We start from the raw sequence: 19,985 nt of genomic DNA on the forward strand, positions 1-19,985 counted from the left end.
TAACGAGCGTGTCTGTGCGTTAGCTGTGTGCTCTGTGAATGAACATACCCGATTCTATTTTAGGTGATGCACTTGCCATCGCTCTGGAACCCCGTCATTTAGCGGGGAATTGGTTATGGATATGAAAAAATCCCCGGTTCTTTTGAACCGGGGATCGTTGGTGCGCGAGGGGGGAGTTGAACCCCCACGCCCTCACGGGCACACGGACCTGAACCGTGCGCGTCTGCCTATTCCGCCACTCGCGCATGTGTCTTACGGTGTATCACCGCAGGCAACACATAAAACTATACGGGCTGCGCGCGGCGCTGTCCAATCGAGATTGTGTGACCTTTGTTACTTGGTGGTGGGGGTGTCAGAAAGCGCCTCCGAGGCACTATCGGGGGCACTATCAGTCACTCCGCCGGAAGCATCCACATCGGATGCAACCGCAGAACCCTGCGCCGTACGCTCGTGTTCAGCACGCTCCCGGTCAATACGCTCCAAACGCGCACGCAACAACCATGCCACCGGACCCACATACGGCAGGCACAGCACCAGCAGAAGCCACTTCAGCTTCTGCACCTCCGAAAAATGCGGGTTCCGATGAATCGTCACCAAGCACAATAGCGCCAAGGCAATACCAGCCAGAAACACGACCGTGACCACCAGCTCCAGTACGGCACGCCAATCCATAAACCCTCCTAATATCCTTCCTAAGCATACAGACCCATTAGGAGCTCGCAGACCCTCAGAATAGTCCGAGAGGCGTTCAGAGCCTACCGCAGCAAGGACGCCCTCCACCATTCACCTCAGGTACGCAAAAGGGCCCGCCCCGCAACACAGCAGGACGGGCCCTCCACAAAGCCTTACGCAGAAACCAGCGTGTAGCTCACAAACTAGTGGCTAACCTTCTTAACCTTCTTCGCCGCACGCCGCTCAGCAGTCTTCGCATCATACTCAGCCCAGAACTCACGAGTAGTCACCGCATCGGTACCATCCCACGCCGCAAGATTCTTCAACTCAGGCATATCTGAAGCCTTGAAAATCGGCTCCAAACCAGCCTTACGCTGAGCCTCATAGTTCTTCAACACCGCAACAACCTGCGGAGTCATCAACAGAACCGCCGTCAAGTTCACAATCACCATGCCGGCATTCAACATATCCGCGGTAGTCCACACCAGATCCAGCGAAGAAATCGCACCGAAGAACACGAACACCAGAACCAGCACACGGAAAATATTCATCGGTAGCTTACGCTCAGTCACGAAACGCATATTCGACTCGCCGTAGTAGTAGTTACCAATCACAGTCGAGAACGCAAACATGAAAATAGCGATAGTCAGGAAGTGAACAGCCCAATCGCCCAGCTGCATAGCCAGCGCCGACTGAGTCAGCGACGCACCACGAGAACGATCACCATAGGTCGGGTTCGACAGAAGAACAATAAACGCAGTCACAGTACACGCCATCATGGTGTCAAAGTAAACACCCAAAGTCTGCACGTAACCCTGCTTAGCCGGGTGAGAAATAGTAGCGGTCGCACCAGCGTTCGGAGCAGTACCCATACCCGCCTCATTAGTCAGCAGGCCACGCTTCATACCCCAAATCACGGCACCCATCACGCCACCGGTCACAAACTCCTTAATGCCAAAAGCACCCTGGAAGATTATCAGCAGCATATGCGGAACCTCGGTAATGTTCAGCAGAACAACCAGCAGACCCAACAGCAGATACAGCACCGCCATAATCGGCACCAACCACTCAGTCACAGAAGAAATCGCGCGAATACCACCGAAAATAATAGCCGCAGTCAGCGCCACCATAATCAGACCAATAGTGATGCGGAAACCCATAGAGTTAGTACCCGAAACATCAATATTGAACGAGTTCGCCGCAGCATCCACCACGGCATTCGTCTGAACCGCCACAAACACAAACGCGTAAGTGATCACAATGAACGCCACAAAGATGTAACCCATCCACGGAGCATTCAGGCCGCGCTTCATGTAGTACGCCGGACCACCAATATAGGAATCCTTACCGCGCTCCTTATACAGCTGACCCAGAAGGGACTCCGCGAAAGCAGAAGCCGCACCAACAGCGGCAATAACCCACATCCAGAACACAGCCCCCGGGCCGCCCATAGCAATAGCCAAAGCAACACCCGCAACAGTACCGGTACCCACACGAGAAGCCGCTGAAACAGTAAACGCACGGAACGAAGAAATGCTCTTCTTGCCGTCAGCCTCACGAGCAACCGGGTCACCCAGGACACGGACCATTTCCTTAATGGAACGCCACTGCACACCGCGAGTACGGATCGTAATGTACAAACCAGCCGCAATCAGAGCGTAGTAGAGGAAATTACTCCACATCCAGTTCTGCACGGCATCCACGGAGGAAGTCAGCCCCGCAGTATGCGTATTAATGTCCCCGATGATATTCAGAAGAAAATCCACTTGGCACTCCAATCTTGAAAGCAAAAAGCCCGCACGCTCAAACCCGGAAGACGGACAACGTGGGGCTACATTGCTGGGTGGTGCGGACTCACGCCGCGTAACGGAGGCACATACGCTCCGTATAATTAGTCACCTCATTGTGGGGTGCGCAACCCTCACAGAGCAACTTAAAAAGGGGCCCAAACCAAAATGTAACGAATACTTAATATATGGGCAGAGTAAATATAGGCTCCGCGGAGGTGTTGACGGTACCGGCAGGGCGGGCACAAAAAGCCCGGCACAAGGCACAAAACCTCGCACCGGGCATAGCGAATAAGCGGGGATATCGGCCGGGCTATGAACGTTCAGGCTTCACAAACGGGAACGACAACACCCCACGAATCTGAGTCTGAGCCAACAACATCACCAGACGGTCCACACCCAGACCCAAACCACCCGTCGGCGGCATACCCGTCTCCAAAGCGTACAGGAACTCCTCATCCACCTCCATCGCCTCCAAGTCACCCGAAGCCGCCTTCAACGACTGCTCCGTCAAACGCTCACGCTGCACCAGCGGGTCCGTCAGCTCAGAATAAGCACAGCCCATCTCCATGCCGTTAATCACCAAATCCCAACGCTCCGCCAAACCCGGAACACTACGATGCGGCGCCGCAAGCGGACTCGTCTCCGCCGGGAAGTCCGTATAGAACGTCGGCTCCACCGTATGCGCCTCAACCAGCTCACCATACAGCTCCTCAACGACGGCACCCGGACCCATACCCTCGTGAACACGCACACCGTGCTGCTGCGCCAAAGCCAGCAACTCCTCAAAATCTGTCTGCACATCCACGGGGCGACCCAGCGCCTCCGACAGAGCATCACACACCGACACCACACGCCACGGATTCGACACATCAGATACCGTGCGCTCGTTCGAAGCCTTACGACCCAGCGGCAAAGACACCGAACCAAATACCGCCTGAGCGGCATCTTTAATCAGACGCTCCGTCAACTCGCGCATCTGCACATAATCCGCATACGGACGATACGCCTCAAGCACCGTAAACTCCGGATTATGGGTCGCATCGGCACCCTCATTACGGAAATCACGACCCAGCTCATACACTGGACCGCTGCCGCCCACCACCAGACGCTTCAGGTACAGCTCCGGCGCAATACGCAGCGTCAAATCCTCACCGTACGCATTGATATATGTGCGGAACGGGCGCGCGCTCGCACCACCATGCACAGTATGCAGAATCGGGGTCTCCACCTCAAGGAAACCCTCCGCATCCAGTCGGGCACGCAGTGCCTTAATGACCGCGGTACGCAGACGCAGATTCTGCATCTGATCCGGATGCACCAACAGATCCGTGGAACGGCGACGCAGACGTGCCTCCGGGTCAGTAAAGGAGTCAAAGGGGATGGGGTGCAGGCTCTTCGACGCTATGCGCCAGGAGGTAGCAATCAGCGATTGGGTGCCATTACGGCTCACCCCGTAGGTGCCCTGCACGGTGATGATGTCACCAATATCCAGGTTGCGGGAGGCGAGGCTCAGTGGACGCTCGCCCACCAGGCTGCGTTCCATGACGGCCTGCAGAGTTTCACCCCCTTCAATCAGCGTTGCAAAGAGGACTCCACCGTGGTTGCGAAGCGCGCGAAGACGCCCCGAAACCATGAATTCCGAATCTGGAATATTTTCAGAAGAGAATATACGCAGGGCATCCTTCACGCCCAGTACAGGAGCACTGGTACTGCCCAAAGAACTACTCAGCGGATAAGGCTCCATACCCGCTGCACGCAGCGCCTCCAGATGGCGCAGACGGTGCTGAGTCTGATCGCTACGCGGCACCTCAGGAAGCTTTTCCACAGTAGCGAGGTGCATCTGGTGAAGAGCCTCCAGCTCATCTACAGAAAGAACCAGCTCCTGATCCTGCAAACGGCGCGCCGACAAATTCGGCAAAAAGCCCTCTGCCATACCCGATGCAAGCACAACATTCGCCATCGCCAACGTCGGCTCCGTCGCCAAAAAACGAGGAACCCACAGCGGGGCAAACTTTAGATTGAAACGATACAGGCGGCGCAACTGCAGAAAACGATCCAGCACACCCAAAGAGCGGGAAGCAAAACGGTTCCACGCTGATGCACCCACCTGATCAGCAGCCTCAAAAATATGGCCAAACATCGCAAAATTCAGCGACACCCGCCGCACACCCAAAGACGTCGCCTGCTCCATCAGCGACGCCACCATAAACTCCACCACACCATTAGGCGCATCAGGGGAGCGGCGCATAACATCCAGCGATAGCCCCGTAGGACCCCACGGGACGAACGACAGCAGAGCCACCATCTGACCAGCCTCATCATGAGCCGACACCAGAACAGACGAAGAATCCGCCGGATCATTCACACGATTCAGAGCCATCGAGAAGCCGCGCTCCACACGCCCATGACGCCACGCTGAAATATTCTCCGCAACCTGCTGACACTGCTGCTCATCCAGCTCCGCAAAGCGACGCATCTGCGCCGTGTACCCGCCGCGACGCACACGCTGAACCGTCTGACGCACCGGTAGCATCGACGTGTCATTGAGCGTGAAACGGTCCGCCTCAAGGACCGCCTCTTCACCCATCTGAATAATCGACAAACCCGCACGGTTATAGGCGCGCGCACCCGCCTCACTCACGCTCAGCGCCGCAGGAACCCAACCATAGCTACGCGCCTGCAGCATCCACTGTTCGATCGCGGCATCCCATGAATCAGGGTCACCCACCGGGTCGCTCGACGCCAAACACACCGAACCCACCGAACGGTATGTAATTGCCGCCCTCTGATCCGGAGAGAAAATCACCTGCTTATCGCGACGCGTCGCAAAATAGGAGAGCGAATCATTGGCACCGTACTGCTGTAGCAGAGCGCGAATCTTCAGCTCCTTCTCGCCGGTCCATGCATCCGGGGCACGGTAACCGCGCGCCAATAGGTACAGTGCCGCAACCAGCGAGGCACCGTAACCGAAAGAAGCCAAGAAAGCGACCACATCGGCAGACCACACGCCAGGATGGGTACGCTCAATACCCATGCCGTGCATCAGCAACTCCCACGGGGTCACCGAACGCAACGGCTCCCACACGCCAATACGGCAGAGGTACCAGAGCACCAGGGTAGTCAGCAGGATGCCGCCAACAGCCGTCGACGCCGCACTCACCCACGAGAGGCGACCAATACGCGCCGGGAACGCCGAACGAATTGAGAAAAGGAAAGGCACCAGCGCACACGCAAACACGATGGAGAGTGTATCGACCGTTGAGGAGAAAATACGGTCCTTCGGCATAATCCCCGCGGGAAACACCAGCGTGAAGGCGCTATGGGTTGCAATCAGCGCGCCAAGCACCTGAAAAACTATGGCTGCAATGAGAGCAGCGCGCTTGCGCACAATCAGCCCGGACACCAGCACAATCATCGTAATGGCGCTGGGTAGCGTGTGTGTGGAGGGAATATTCAGCAGGTCAGCGGTGACTTCCCACCAAGTGAAGCTGCGACCGTGCCGCAGAGGAGAAATAATCCACGCGAACGTGGTCAGTAGCGCGGCAAAAGAATACACCCCAATCACCACGCGTGCTGATATCTCTGCATACCTTGAAGGAGGTGCAGGCGCCTGCCCTGCTCGTGCTGTACGGCGACGTGAGGTAGTGCGGTGAGACATCATTATCAGCGGGGATTAGGGTGTAGGGAAGGTGCTAGACCTGAGAGGTTCTGGCTAGGCTTCAGCCTTCGGGTCATGGTAGGTGCCCTCGAAGACGTCGGGGATGCCGTTGTCGTCAGCATCCACGCTTTCCTTCTCAGCCAGGGCACGGTAGTGCTTGTTACGGCGAGACAGGATAGCCGCGCCCACAATGGCAGCCAGAACAGAGCCGACGAGAATCGCAATCTTGGCGTCTTCGGTGTGCGCCGAGCCGTGCGGGAAGGACAGCTCAGCGACCAGCAGGGACACGGTGAAGCCGATACCTCCAGTTGCAGCCAGACCGACCACGTCAATCCAAGCGACGTCCGGGTCGAGGTTAGCGTTCTTGAAGCGAGTCACAAGCCAGGTGGTGCCGAAAATACCAAAGGTCTTACCGGCAACCAGTGCGACCATAATGCCGACCGCCACCGAGTCGGTGAGGGCGCGTCCGAGGCCTTCAAAACCGCCCACAGCCACACCCGCGCTGAAGAACGCGAAAATCGGCACGCAGATGCCGGTAGAGAGGGGACGGAAGCGGTGCTCCAGCACCTCTGCAAGACCGTGTTCAGCCTGTGCCGCCTCAGAGCGAGCGGACATCTTCACGGGCACCAGGAAGCCGAGAACCACACCAGAAATAGTCGCGTGAATACCGGACTCGAGGAAGAGTGCCCAGGTGATAATACCCAGGGGTAGAAGCAGCAGCCAGGCAGCCAGCGGCTTCAGGTGCAGCATGGTCTCACCGCGGTAGGCAATAAATGCGAATAGAGCGAGGGGAATCAGCGCGAAGAGCAGGTACTCGCCGTGGAAGTTATTGGTGTAGAAGATCGCGATAATGCAGATTGCAATCAGGTCGTCGACCACAGCCAGGGTCAGCAGGAAGACACGCATTGCCGAGGGGAGGAAAGTACCCACGGCGGCGAGAACAGACACCGCGAACGCAATATCGGTTGCGGTGGGGATAGCCCAACCGTGCAGAGCGGTGGGGCTGGTGAAGTTCAGCGCCGTGTAGATAATAGCGGGCACCGCAACGCCACCGAAAGCAGCCGCAATCGGCACAATAGCGGTGGACGGCGACTTGAGGTCACCAATCACGAATTCCTTCTTCAGCTCCAGGCCGGTGAGAAAGAAGAAAACGACGAGCAGACCGTCTGCTGCCCAGGTTCCGATGCTCATCTGCAGGTGGTTGAAGCCGGGGATGACCGGGCCAACAACGGTGTCTCGAAGACCAAAATAGAGGGTGGATGCGGGGGTGTTAGCGAGTACTACTGCCAGCACCGTCGCAATCAACAGCACGGTACCGCCGACGGATTCTGCACGCAGAATATCGGCTACGCGGCGTGAGTTGCTATATGAGCCGCGGCTGAGGGTATCTGGATTGGTGTGAGTCATTCTCTCCTCTTTCTGCCGCGATATTATGCGGCATCTAAGGCTCTTAAGTTTACTCCGCACTGTATGAGTATTCGAGTAGCTTCTGGCGGCTTTTAGCGCCTGGACGGTGCCCCATGGTGTGCTTTCATGGCGTATATACATAAACGTTCCGCCTTCTCCACTGCGTGTGGGGAGGGCGGAACGTTTAATATTTTTTGCAGATATTCTGCGTGGTCGACTAGGTGTCTAGCCGCCTGAATGCAAGATTAGGAACCAGCGATTGCGGGTGCGCCGGACTCCTGGCCGTGGTCGTGTGCCAGCTCGCGTGCAACGTAGTTCTCCAGGTCGAAGAGGTTGCCGTTTGCGCGCTTCACGATGGTCACCAGGGTCTCCATGGTTGCAACTTCCTCAACCTGCTCCTTCAGGAACCAGAGGATGAACTGCTCGCCCAGTGCGTAGTTCTCAGCGCGTGCCGCGGAGAACAGAGCCTCGATCTGACCGGTGACAACCTTCTCCTGTGCCAGGGACATGTCAACGATTTCCTGAACGTTCTCGAAGTCGTTCTTGACAGTGGGAACAGCGGGGATCTCGACCTTGTGGCCGCGGTCCAGCTTGTACTGAACCATCATGAGTGCGTGTTCGCGCTCTTCGAGGGACTGCTGGTAGAAGAACTTAGCCAGCTGGGGCAGGTCCTCGCCGTCGAGCCAGATAGCCATGGACAGGTACTGGTGAGATGCTGCGAACTCGTGGCCGATCTGCTCGTTCAGAAGGTCGTAGAAAGACTTAGACATATGGTTTCTCCTTATATGGGGGGTTGCTTTTGGGTGCCGGGATGGCGCGGTGCAACCTGTTGATATTTATCGTAAGGGGTGGGATGCGTCATGTACAGAGAGAAAAGGCTAATCGGTGAATCAGATAAGGTATCCCTGACATATTGTCACCATAACCCTTAGTGTGGATGCCCTGAATACTTTCTTTGGGTTGTGTGGTATTGGGTGTTTTTCCTTGAGATTTCGCGGTTTAACAGGGATAGACAGTGGGTTTAAAAACCACAAACCTACGACTCAAGGTAAACATAGAGACGCCATGTTGGGTGCCTGCGCACGGGGCTAGAGGGCGCAAAAAAATCTTAAAAATCTCTCGAAAATGCGGCGAAACTGATGTGGCCAGAACCCCGATGCGCCCCAATCGCCTCCGTAAAGGTTGTTCTGCACACGCCCTTAAAGAGATAAGGCACGTTCCCGGCGGGGAATGTGCCTTATCTCTGGTTCTCTCAACTCTCACCCGGGGTGGAGGAGGTTAGTGTGTAGGGTAATGCCCACGCTTCAGCGCATCAATCGAGATGACGTTTGAAGGAGTATCACCCAGAACAGCCTTACCGATCTCGGCAAGCTGCTCAACCTGTTCGGGAGTGAGGTGATCGAAAATCTGGTGGCGTACTTCGCCAACGTGGCTGGGGGCGACTTCATGGATCTTCTGCTCACCTGCCGGGAGCAGATGGCAGATGCTCACACGTCGGTCTTCAGCACTGAGGGAGCGGTGGACGTATCCATCCTTCTCCAAACGCGCTACAACTCGTGAGAGGCGTGCGGGAAGAGTGTTCGTAGTGATTGCCAGCTCGGTCATGGTGAGGGAATGATCCTTGGACTCGGAAAGCATTGCGAGCACCATGTATTCAACGAAGCTGATACCAGCCTCGGTCTGTAGCTGGTTTTCCATCTTGCGGGTAAGGTTGAAGATGATGAAGCTAATAAAGAGCCAGCCTTCTCGTTCTTGCGAGGAGAGCCAGTGAGTGGACTCGCTATGCGAGGTGTTCTCCGGCTGTTGCGCAGACGTGGTTGGTGTGGACACGGGATTGGTTCCTCTTTTATCAGATATGGAGCTCTCTTATTAATGAGAGAAGTGGCGTGTTGGCACCCATTGTAGCGAAAGGCCTGACTAGGTGACTCAAAATTTGTACGGTCAAGTAATGCTTGACACTTTGGTGCTAATTTATTGAGGGGCGCCAGGCGTATCTTTTTGCACGCAGTGACTGCAAATACCCGGGGTAAGTAAGTGGCATGCGACATATTTAAAAAGATTTCTGGTGCAAGTATAGACAAGACCGTACCAAGAAGCAACCCCGCGTATAATGCTAACTTCCGCGGAATATCAAGGTTTTTTTGGGTGGCGGAAGAAAATTCTTAGGTTGGCAAAGAGTGTTCCGAGGTCGAAAGAAAAATAACGAAACGATAACAAAAATTTTAAAAAATCTCGGTTTTGGCTTTGCAGCCGTAATGAAACCGTGTACACTGATTACATAACGGGGTCGACGGAAGCCTCTGAGGCGAGACCGGAAGCTCGCTTCGATAGGTTCGACTCTCTATTTATCGGTGATTGTCGTCGGTGTACGAGTAACTCGTATTTCTACCGACGGATGTGCGGTGCGGATGCAGTTCGTGGTTGGGTTGCATTCCGTACCGTATCTTTTTAACTCTAAATTCTATTAACTCACTCTAAGAGCATCCAACGGTTGGGTGCTCTTTTTCTTTGCCCTCATATCGGCGCCGCAAGAGCGCTGCACGAGCCGGGGCAGGGTTGGGGGAGGAAGAGTCGTAAACACCTGTGCTGTGTATCTGCCCTGTGTAGCTGTGGGGTGTAGCTGCGCGGTGCGGTTTGTGTTGTGTGGTGGTGCCGTGTGTCCGCGGTATTGTTGTGCCGTATCGCGTCAGGAGTGATATCCACAGGGGTTATCCATAGTGTGGAGAACTTACACCCATGTGATTTGGTGAAGCAGAGTCAAGGCTTGCCACGGGTACAATTTAAGAGCTCTGCAGAAAAATTCTTGTAATTACAGGCTTTCACAGCCGTTAAAACCGAGGGTAAGTTCTTAAACAGAAGACCTTTTCACCTATAAATCCGCGGAATCCGAAAATTTCCACAGCTGTGGATAACCCTGTGCACTTAATCCACCGCCTCCGGCGTAAGGAGGCACGTAAGAGCACTCGGCAGCCCTGTTGGCACTCAATATTTTGGCTAATAGAAGGAAAAACGCCCCGAATGAGGGTGAAAATTCTGCAGTTTATCCCCCCGCGCATCCCCAAAATGGGATGTTATCCACAGTAGTTATCCACAGTGTGGAGAACTTACAGCATTGTTATTCACATGAGCGCATACCCCGGTATTTCAAGGCATAATAGGGTATCGAACCTGAAAATCCTGTTGATACACAGGGGTATCCACAGGTGTGGGGAAAAATCTTTGCCTAAAATCCACAGGGTTGAGCGAGATCTTACATAAATGTGACGCTCCCCAACTCATGAAAAGTAAAGTAAACGCTACGCTGGTAATCTTTAATACGAGCCAAGTTTTCTAATGAAAGGCATCATCATGGCTGAAAAGTACACTCTCCCCGAGCTCCCCTACGACTACGCGGTGCTCGAGCCCCACATCTCCGCAAAGATTATGGAGTTGCACCACGACAAGCACCACGCAGCATACGTTGCAGGCGCTAACGCAGCTCTCGAGCAGCTTGAAGAGGCACGCGAGAAGGGTGCATACGGCAACGTCTCCAAGCTCTCCAAGGACCTGGCGTTCAACCTGGGTGGCCACACCAACCACTCCATCTTCTGGAACAACCTGTCCCCCGAGGGTGGCGACAAGCCCACCGGCGAGCTGGCAGCAGCAATCGACGAATTCTTCGGCTCCTTCGACAAGTTCCGTGAGCACTTCACCAACGTTGCACTCACCATTCAGGGCTCCGGCTGGGCAATCCTCGCCTGGGACACCGTTGGCAAGCGCCTCATTATCGAGCAGCTTTACGATCAGCAGGGCAATATCTCCGTTGCGCTGATCCCCGTTCTGCAGCTGGACATGTGGGAGCACGCATTCTACCTGGACTACCAGAACGTCAAGGGCGAGTACGTCAAGGCATTCTGGAACATTGTGAACTGGGCTGACGTTCAGGCTCGCTTCGAGCGCGCAGTGTCCCAGACCAAGGACCTGGTCCTTTAATCTAGGTTTTCGTCAGCGCGGTGAAGTAGCCGCGGTGAGGTAATTGAAATGGGTGCCCGGCGCCTCCACAATCGGAGGTGCCGGGCACCCATTTGTTTATCCCTGAACCACGTGGCGCGTTAGAGAACGCGAGACTCTAGGCGGCTACAGTGTGGTATACCGAGCCGCGGCGTCCCGAACGAGCTTTTTGCTCTACTAAACCTCGTTGGATTAGCTTGGGTAACGCATACCGTACCTGCCGTGCAGTCAACTGGGTACTTTTCACAATATCGGCGACTGTAGCTGGTCCGCGGGTCAAAGCAGCGTATACCTGGGATTCCGTGGGGGATAGATTTTCCGGTATCTCAGCAAACTGAGGAGTAGAGGATACCCCCATTGTGCTCGTAGGCTGTGTGTCATCGGCAGGGCGGTAGATAATGACGCGCACCTGTATACCATCGTCGATAATACGCGCCTTACGCAACCCAGCATCAACCAGGGTCTGTTGCGCAGCTAGGATACCGCCGCCTTCGCCTTCGATTAGTCGGTGACCGTCGCTGAGACGAATATTCTGGCAGATAGCATAGAGCGCCTCGTTTACAGCCGCGGGGCGATGCACGAGGCCTACCTGACTCGGTAGGATACCCCAAAAACCGCCGGGGCTGATGATTTCAATACGGCTGCGTTTGATAAAAATCTGTATGAATTTTCCGGATGCATCCCGTTCATAGCTCCGGTGGACGAGTGCGTTGGCTACAAACTCACGGAGAGCTACCAAGGGGATTTCTGGCTGATCGATGAGCCCGGCACCATTGGGAGCTGTGACGGTGCGGTTCTTAATGTTGCGTATGAGCCATGCAAGGGTATCTTCAAGCATGGCGGGAATAGGGCCTTCGCTTCGAAAACGGTCATCATTGCGGGTTGTTCCGCTTGTAGATACTATGCCGATAATACTCGCCCCGGAATAAAACTGCTGAGGGTAGTCACCCAGAGCGCACACCCCAGCCAAGGTTAAATGATTATCTGCCGCTAGTACGTTGCGTTTATACAAAATTTCTTGGTCAGAGTTCTGGCGTAAACGGGCTGAGGAGAGACGTACCTGGCGCAGGAAGTCCTGGGTGTAGGACTTGTCTAAATCATCATTGTCTTCATTAATGTCTAAATCATTAATGGACGTATTAGGAATGCTTTGTAGGTCATTGTGCGGTTTGTGACGTTGGGCGTACATCAGACTTAGTGCGTAACTATCCATTGGGTAGTCACCATCCTCAAGCCGTTGATACGCTACATTGCCTTTGAAACAGGGACGTTCCTGAACCGGCAACCCTGGAACAGACACAATAAGTAGCTGATGGTCGTCCAGGACCATGTCACTGGTTTCTACTGCAATTTTTGGTTTGAGATTCTGTGCAGCATCAATAATTTTTGCTCGTAAGTCTTCGACGTCATAGACACCTACTGGAGTGAAATCTTGGGATTCATCCACACCGCATATGATGATGCCTCCGTCTGGACGATTAGCAAAGCTACAGATAGTTTCGGCAATGGAGGAGGGGTAACCCATGTGGGCTGACTTAACTTCCACAGTCAGGCTGTCCCTGCCTAGAAGTCGTAGCTCATTGAGTGTTTGTGTTAGTTCTTCAGGCGTATACATGTACATATTGTAATTCCTGGAGCGACATTTTGGGCCTCATCGCGGAATGTTAGTTACAAATGAGGGCGATTTTTGTGACAAATATGTAACTATTGGCGATAATTTGTCATGTAAATAGGCGGTGGTCTGCGAACTTAGGCGAATGTATGTGGCTGTTGCTATGGCGGGTGCCCCGCGCCGCCCCCTTAGGAGGTGCCGGGCACCCGGCGCTTTAGAGAATTAGTCGAGATGCACCTGTAGTTTTAAGCGCGATAACGGGGGTATCAGGCGTGAAATTTATGAATATAGAGATTTCGAGTGACAAAATGTAACTTTCCAGCAGATTTTGTCACTCAAAATGTAAAGTTCACACAGGAGTACATGCATGATTATTACGTCACTTCGTCCTGGGTGGTGCTGGTTTCCTGTCCCGGAGATACGGTAAACCCTAGAGTGCCAGCGTACGGTCAATGCGGATGCGTCGGCAGAAATCCTCATCATGGCTCACCAGGATGAGCGCGCCGGTATAGGCTTCGAGCGCCTGCACCAGCCAATCCACCGAAGAAATATCGAGGTTATTCGTCGGCTCATCCAGCATGAGTAGCTGCGGCATCGGATCTGCCAGAAGCACCTGCGCCACCGCTGCGCGGAAACGCTCACCACCAGAGAGCTCACCGGTCTTATGGTGCACGCTCTCGCGGCGGAAAAGCAGGCGCGCCAACTGGTCACGCAGGTGCTGTTCGCTCACGCCGGGGTTAGCCCGCTGCACGCTCTGCAGGAGGGTGAGCTGCGGGTCGAGGGTGATGCGCTGCGGAATGTACGCCCCCTCGAGGCAATAGTCGACCCGGTAGGCGGGCTGCACGGGGGAGTGGTACTCCGGGTCTTTTGCGTGGGCAATTGCCTCAAGGAGGGTGGTCTTGCCGCTGCCGTTCGCACCGGTGATGCGCAGATGCTCGGGACCGCTGAGAATCAGGTGTTCTGGGCGTTCCGCCGGTGTTCCCTGCTGGCTCTCACTATCAGTCTCAGTGGGTGAAAAATGCAGAGAATCAACCTTAGTGGGTTGCTGAGCGGTAAATGTTTCACGTGAAACCTGGTGGGTAGTATCTCTGCTCAGCTCCAGTATCTTGCGCCCCGCGGGTAGGGGCTGCTGGCTCAATTCGGCGTAGATCTTCTCCTGCACGCGCACCTCATCCTGAGCCTTCTGATATGCCTCCTGAGCCTGCTCCTGCTTGCCGATGCGCAGAACTCGAAGCTTCACAGCCGCCTGCCGTGAGGCGTCCTTGGCGAGGGCGAGAATCGTGTCCGGCTGGTCGTCCTTCCAGACCTGCGCCATGTTCTTCGAGATAATCTCCTGCGCCTGCACCCACTCACGATGCGCCGAACGCACCCGGTTCTTCGCCTCACTCACGCGACGCTGAGCCGCCTGCTGCTCGGTGTCCAGTGCCTGCCGGTAGGTGCTGTAGTTACCCTCGAAGAGGCGCAGATGCGCCAGCCCCTGGCGATTGGCGTGAAGCTCCGCAATCACATTTACACGCTCCAGCAGGTCGCGGTCATGGCTAATAATGAGCGCCGGGCAGGGCAGTGCCTCCAACGCGGTGAAGAGCTGAGCCTTCGCCGCGGAGTCCAGGTTGTTCGTCGGCTCATCGAGCAGAATGAACTCGGGGTCAGAAATCATCAGTGAGGCAAGCGCGGCAATGACCGCCTCGCCACCGGAGAAACTGCGCATGCTGCGGGCAAAGAGTGCGCGAACCGCCTGCGGGTCGTCACGGTTAACCAGGGCCGCCGGGGTGAATCCGTAGGTCGCAAGAGCCGCGAGGGTGCGCTCCTCAACGTCCCAACTGTCCCCGATAATCTCATAGAGTTCGGGGGAATACTCGCCGGACTCCATTGCCTGCAGCGCCCGCAGAATCTCAGAGATTCCGCAGAGCTTAGCGAGAGTCTGCTTTCGGTCCAGACCCAAATCCTGAGGTAGATATGCCATGCGTGCCGGCGCCGCCAAAGAACCGGAATCCGGGGTTAAATCTCCCAAAATCAACCTCATAAGGGTGGTTTTTCCGCGGCCATTGTCACCAATGAGCCCGGTCAGAGGTGCCGAAAACACTGCCGAAAGATCCGCAAAAAGCGGAGGCTGGCTCGGGTGTGCAAAGTGTAGATGAGCGATACTAACGTGCGCCGCTGCATGGGAAACCATGTGGGAAGCCGCGTGGGAACGGGCATCGCGGGAAGATGTGGAATGGGGAAGGGTCGCCTGCGGCTGAAGTACGTGTGTCATACGAGCTCCTTGAATCGACGCGAATCATGGATACGAGTCATGGATGCTCGGGTGCCCTCAAGCTCCGACGGTGCTGCGTTGCGGCAGTGTGTCGGCGGTTTGGCTACCTGCACTGAGTGCGCAGCGGTAAGAGGCTCGCCCCAAAAAGGGCGCGAAAAAACCCGAGCGTAACGGTGGATGTATCTGTGCCCGGGTGCGTGCGCGCTAATAAAGACACACAGAAAAATGGAAGTGTGCAGGGGAATATGCCTGCACAAATAGCTGCGTGAGTGCGCGAAAAATTCTGTGAGGTCCGGGCTTATGCTCGGTGGGTCATTTCTTTGATGCCTCCTAGATTCCGAATACCGCCCCGGTCGCGCCTTGGGTGGCTTCGGTCAAACGATACGTTCAGCTCCGCCAACTACCCCCCCACGGTGGGGTAACACGGATAGAGAGCTGAGGACTCCAGCATAGGGAGCGTACGGGTGCTGAGTCAAACACCCTCCCGCAAAACCGCCTGCCAAGTGCCGATATCCCCTAGACAACGCAAAAGGAAGGGCGACACCAATCGGTGCCGCCCCTCCTTTTAGGCATTAAATCTGCGCGCGTACAACACGCGAAACACCATTACGCCTCGTGGCGCTCACGGTACATACCCAGCGGGCCCGCATCCGCGTACGCCTGAGCGTCGTTGTAACGGTACAGGCGCGGCGGGCGGTGACGGGTACCCTCCACGCGGCGGCCGGTGTCAATAATCGACTTCGACGCTGCAATCTGGCGGCGGAAGTTCGCCGGATCCAGGGTGCGACCCAGAATCGCCTCGTACACCTCACGCAGCTGCGCCAGGGTGAACTCCTCACCCAAGAAAGAGTGCGCAATACGCGAGTACTCGACCTTGTTCTGCAGGCGGTAGAGCGCATACTCAATGATTTCGTTGTGGTCGAAGGCGAGCTCGGGCAGCTCATCCACCGGGAACCAGCGGATGTTCTCGTGTACGCGAGTGTTCGCGACCTCGGTGGCGGGAATCGACGCCCAGTACACCACGGAAACCACGCGCTCGTGATCAGTGCCGGGTGCCGGTTCAGGCTCGCCCACAACGCGGGCGGCGCGCGCCTCGGGGGTGCGCAGAACGTCACCGAATGCGTAGAGCTGCTCCAGGTAGCCGGGCTGCAGGTTGGTTGCGCGCTTCAGGGTCGAAGCCGCCGCCTCCTCGAGGGAAAGATTCGGGTTGAGCGGACCGCCAGGAAGCGCCCACTGGCCCTTATAGGGCTCGCGGAGGCGGCGAACCAGCGGTAGCCACAGGGTCGGGTGGGTTTCGTTTTCCTTGGGGCGCAGTGCCAGAATAACGGTCGAGACGGCGAGGGATACAGAGGTGTGGTCCACGTCGTTGTGCTCTTCAGCGGCGACTGCGCCGGGAAGAGGCTGGGATGCGATGCTCATTCAGACCTCCTGTGCGAATGGGTATCGATAGGTGTGCATACTCTACCCATTTTAAGGGGTTAATAGGGTAAAAATGCACGCAAGGCACCCGCTGACCCGAAAACCGGTACCATCCGCGTCGTGTCAAGGGGAAAAGTTCAGGTACCGGACACGCCAAAGCACCCCTCCTGCCTGTCCAATAGAACAGGCAGGAGAGGCGCTTTAGCGTCTACTTATGCAACATCTAACTATGCAGTTTTAGGTGCATATCAGGGGTGCAGACTAGTCGATCTGCAGCTCGCCCATAGCGTCCCAGCCGTCGCCGTCAACCAGGCGAGAAATAATCTTCGGGGTTGCAGTCAGCAGCGGACGCATGTCCTTCAGAGCCTGCTGGAAGTGGTCAGAGTTCACGTGCGGGCCAGCTGCATCGTCGTTGAAAGCCTCGAGCAGAACGAACTCGTTCGGGTCCTCAACACTGCGGGACCACTCGAAGAACTTATTGCCTTCCTCGGCGCGGGTTGCCTCGGTGAAAGCGCGGGTCTTCTCAATCCACTGGTCAGCGTATTCGGGCTTGACGGGGAACTTTACAGCAATGAAAATCATCGGAACTCCTTGGTTGAAGAGTAGATACGTACCCTTCCAGTTTAAGCCCCGGGTGCTCGCCGGCGCTGAAGAATAGGGTTTGAGGTAGCGGTTTTAGCTTGTGGCTTTAACCGCTGTGTCGAGTGGCTTTTGTGGTTTAACGAGCCGCCGCCTTGAGTACCTGCAGGGCGCGTTCGAGTGCCGCACGGTCTGCCGCGATGGCTGCAGCCCTCTGCGGGCTGGCGGAGTCGCCTCCGAATGCCGCGTTGTAGTACATGCCATCACCCAGAAGCAGCACGGTGCGGGCAATCTGTTCATCACCCAGCTCAGCGAGAACGAGCGCATGCCAGCCATCCTGTACGCGACTCATGGTCTGCTGGGCGAGCTCATTATTGTTCTGCGCCAGGCGGCTGAGGGCAATGAGGGCACGGTCGAACGGGGTGTTATCCGGCGTGGAGGAATTGATGTAGTAGGCGCTTGCCCCCTCGGGTGCCTGCTCCATTGCCGCGAAGTCCTCTTCAGCCAGGGTGAGGGTGCGTTCTGCGAGCGCTTCAAGGAGCGCCTTCTTGGATGAGAAGTGGTAGAGTAGCCCGCCCTTGGAAACCTTGGCGGGGGTGGCGACGGCGTTGAGGGTTGCGGCGCGTTCTCCCGAGCGAATCAGCAGGTCGACGTAGGTGTCGAGGATGTGTTCGCGGGAGTTGTTGGCGCGCTGTTTGCGGTGGTTGGGGGTGGTCATGGGTACCAGTCTAACCGCTTGAAACTATACCGTCCAGTTGGTATAGTTAATCTTCGTTTATGGCCCCGTCCGGACCCCTAAAACCTCACTAAAAGACCTAGCCCAAAAGACAGGCCGAGCTGATGCCGCCGCGTCCGCCGCATCAGCCGACACCTTATAGACGCACGAAAACAACCCATGACGAATCACAATCCGCACACCACGGCTCTGCCCATTCACGCCCCCGACCAGAAGACCAAGCGCTGGGCGGCACTCGGTGTGCTCATGCTCCCGGTGCTCCTGGTCTCCATCGACAACACAGTGCTTGCCTTCGCGGTGCCCGCAATCGCTAAGGCGCTGAGCCCCTCCTCCGCGGAGCAGCTGTGGATCGTTGACTCCTACTCCCTGGTGCTCTCCGCCCTGCTCGTGCCCATGGGCGCTATCGGTGACCGCATCGGTCGCCGCAAGCTGCTGCTCATCGGCTCGACCGGCTTCGCGGCAATCTCTGCGCTCGCGGCATTCGCGCCCTCCGCGCTGATGCTCGTGGTTGCCCGCGCCCTGCTTGGCATTTTTGGCGCCATGCTCATGCCGGCAACCCTGTCGATTATTCGCAATATCTTTGTGGATGCGACCGAGCGCCGCATCGCTATTGCCGTGTGGGCTTCGGGCTTCTCGGCGGGTGCGGCGCTGGGCCCGATTGTGGGTGGTTTCCTGCTGGAGCACTTCGACTGGGGTTCGGTGTTCCTGCTCGCTGTGCCGATTCTGATTCCTCTGCTGATTCTCGCCCCGATTATGGTTCCCGAGTCGAAGGACCCGAACCCCAGCCCGGTGGATCCGCTGAGCATCCTGCTGATTATGACCGGCATGACCGGCATTACCTTCGGTCTGACTCACACCTCCGAAACCGGGTTCGATGCGGTGGCTATCAGCACCATCCTTGCCGGCCTGTGCTTCATCGTCCTGTTCGTGCTGCGTCAGCTCAACCGCGAGAAGAACGATATTCAGCCCATGCTGGATGTGCGCCTCTTCCGCAACACCGTGTTCACCGGCGCGATTACCGCAAACCTCATCTCCATGATGGTGGACGTTGGCTTCATCTACTTCGCCTCCCAGCACCTGCAGTTGGTCTCCGGTCTGCCGCCCATGTACGCCGGTATGCTGCTGATTCCCGGTACCCTGGCGATCATTATCGCCGGTCTGGTGATTGCGCGCGTGGCGGTGCACTTCCACCCGGCGCAGGTGGTGTCTTTCGGTCTGGCGCTCCACGCTGCCGCGTTCGCGGTGCTCGCCTTCCTGGGTGCGCACAACGACTTGGTGATTATCCTGATCTTCATTGTGCTCGGTACCGGCATCGGTATTGCGCAGACCATTTCGAACGACCTGATGCTCTCCAGCGTGCCGCCGCGTAAGGCTGGTGCGGCATCCGCGATCTCGGAGACCTCCTACGAGACAGGTACGGTGCTCGGCACCGTCATCATTGGTGGCATGCTCACCGCCGTCTACCGCGCAAATGTGGTTGTACCCGACGGCCTGGATGAGACTCTCGCCGACCACGCCCACGAAACCCTCGGCGGTGCCGTGTCCGTCGCCAGCCATGTAGGTGGCGAGCAGGCGAACCAGCTGCTCTCCTCCGCATTCGCTGCCTTCGACTCGGGCGTGGTGCTGAGCTCCGCATTCAGTGCCGTGCTCATGGGTGTTATGGCTGTCATCAGCTACCTCATGATTCGTAAGGCACCGCGCGAAATGAAGCCCGCAGAACACTAATACAGCGCACTAAACCTCATAGATAAGCTCCGTCTCCCGTTGCTCTTGAGCGCCGGGAGGCGGGGCTATTTTTACGCACCCACCTGCGCATTTAAAGGTTCAGCACAGGTGCCGGTGGTACGGTAAAAACAGTAGGCTCACGC

13 protein-coding genes and 1 tRNA gene are annotated in these 19,985 nt (G+C 56.4%); 2 read left to right on the forward strand and 12 right to left on the reverse strand.

Features of this window, described 5'->3' with window-relative positions; all coding sequences use genetic code 11:
- Positions 1-158 precede the first annotated feature (158 nt).
- From NML54_RS07245 to NML54_RS07275, 7 genes are all read right to left on the reverse strand, one after another.
- Positions 159-245, reverse strand: a tRNA-Leu gene (locus NML54_RS07245).
- Positions 246-333: 88 nt separating this feature from the next.
- Positions 334-672, reverse strand: coding sequence for a PLDc N-terminal domain-containing protein (locus tag NML54_RS07250; protein ID WP_254757052.1), 339 nt, complete (start codon positions 670-672; stop codon positions 334-336).
- A 203-nt stretch (positions 673-875) separates the two neighbouring features.
- Positions 876-2,438, reverse strand: coding sequence for an alanine/glycine:cation symporter family protein (locus NML54_RS07255; protein ID WP_254757054.1), 1,563 nt, complete (start codon positions 2,436-2,438; stop codon positions 876-878).
- Positions 2,439-2,772: 334 nt separating this feature from the next.
- Positions 2,773-6,123 carry a bifunctional lysylphosphatidylglycerol synthetase/lysine--tRNA ligase LysX gene (lysX, locus tag NML54_RS07260; protein WP_256500334.1) on the reverse strand — a complete coding sequence of 1,117 codons (3,351 nt, stop codon included), beginning with the start codon at positions 6,121-6,123 and terminating at the stop codon, positions 2,773-2,775.
- A gap of 51 nt (positions 6,124-6,174) precedes the next feature.
- Entirely contained in the window at positions 6,175-7,527 is a 1,353-nt protein-coding gene (gene nhaA, locus NML54_RS07265; protein WP_254757058.1) for a Na+/H+ antiporter NhaA, read from the reverse strand.
- 245 nt (positions 7,528-7,772) lie between these two features.
- On the reverse strand, positions 7,773-8,297 hold the full coding sequence (locus tag NML54_RS07270; RefSeq protein WP_254757060.1) for a ferritin: 525 nt from the start codon (positions 8,295-8,297) through the stop codon (positions 7,773-7,775).
- A gap of 508 nt (positions 8,298-8,805) precedes the next feature.
- Positions 8,806-9,357 carry a MarR family winged helix-turn-helix transcriptional regulator gene (locus tag NML54_RS07275; RefSeq protein ID WP_254757062.1) on the reverse strand — a complete coding sequence of 184 codons (552 nt, stop codon included), beginning with the start codon at positions 9,355-9,357 and terminating at the stop codon, positions 8,806-8,808.
- A gap of 1,518 nt (positions 9,358-10,875) precedes the next feature.
- Here NML54_RS07275 and NML54_RS07280 point away from each other — a divergent pair.
- The gene (locus tag NML54_RS07280; RefSeq protein WP_254757064.1) at positions 10,876-11,499 is read left to right on the forward strand and encodes a superoxide dismutase; all 624 of its coding nucleotides are present in this window, start codon (positions 10,876-10,878) and stop codon (positions 11,497-11,499) included.
- Between the two features lie 136 nt (positions 11,500-11,635).
- Here NML54_RS07280 and NML54_RS07285 read toward each other — a convergent pair whose 3' ends face one another.
- From NML54_RS07285 to NML54_RS07305, 5 genes are all read right to left on the reverse strand, one after another.
- A complete protein-coding gene (locus NML54_RS07285) occupies positions 11,636-13,138 on the reverse strand; it encodes an ATP-binding protein (RefSeq protein ID WP_254757066.1) in 1,503 nt (500 codons plus the stop codon).
- A 421-nt stretch (positions 13,139-13,559) separates the two neighbouring features.
- Positions 13,560-15,383: an ATP-binding cassette domain-containing protein gene (locus tag NML54_RS07290; protein WP_254757068.1), complete on the reverse strand. Its 1,824-nt coding sequence runs from the start codon at positions 15,381-15,383 to the stop codon at positions 13,560-13,562.
- A 606-nt stretch (positions 15,384-15,989) separates the two neighbouring features.
- A complete protein-coding gene (locus NML54_RS07295) occupies positions 15,990-16,802 on the reverse strand; it encodes an NUDIX hydrolase (RefSeq protein WP_254757070.1) in 813 nt (270 codons plus the stop codon).
- A gap of 261 nt (positions 16,803-17,063) precedes the next feature.
- A complete protein-coding gene (locus tag NML54_RS07300) occupies positions 17,064-17,384 on the reverse strand; it encodes a putative quinol monooxygenase (RefSeq protein WP_070824786.1) in 321 nt (106 codons plus the stop codon).
- Positions 17,385-17,520: 136 nt separating this feature from the next.
- On the reverse strand, positions 17,521-18,099 hold the full coding sequence (locus NML54_RS07305) for a TetR/AcrR family transcriptional regulator (RefSeq protein WP_012904343.1): 579 nt from the start codon (positions 18,097-18,099) through the stop codon (positions 17,521-17,523).
- A gap of 177 nt (positions 18,100-18,276) precedes the next feature.
- Between NML54_RS07305 and NML54_RS07310 the strand changes: the two genes are divergently transcribed.
- Positions 18,277-19,842 carry an MFS transporter gene (locus tag NML54_RS07310; RefSeq protein WP_012904341.1) on the forward strand — a complete coding sequence of 522 codons (1,566 nt, stop codon included), beginning with the start codon at positions 18,277-18,279 and terminating at the stop codon, positions 19,840-19,842.
- Positions 19,843-19,985: the final 143 nt, after the last annotated feature.

It is taken from the genome of Rothia gullae (assembly GCF_024294905.1).
Classification (GTDB): domain Bacteria; phylum Actinomycetota; class Actinomycetes; order Actinomycetales; family Micrococcaceae; genus Rothia.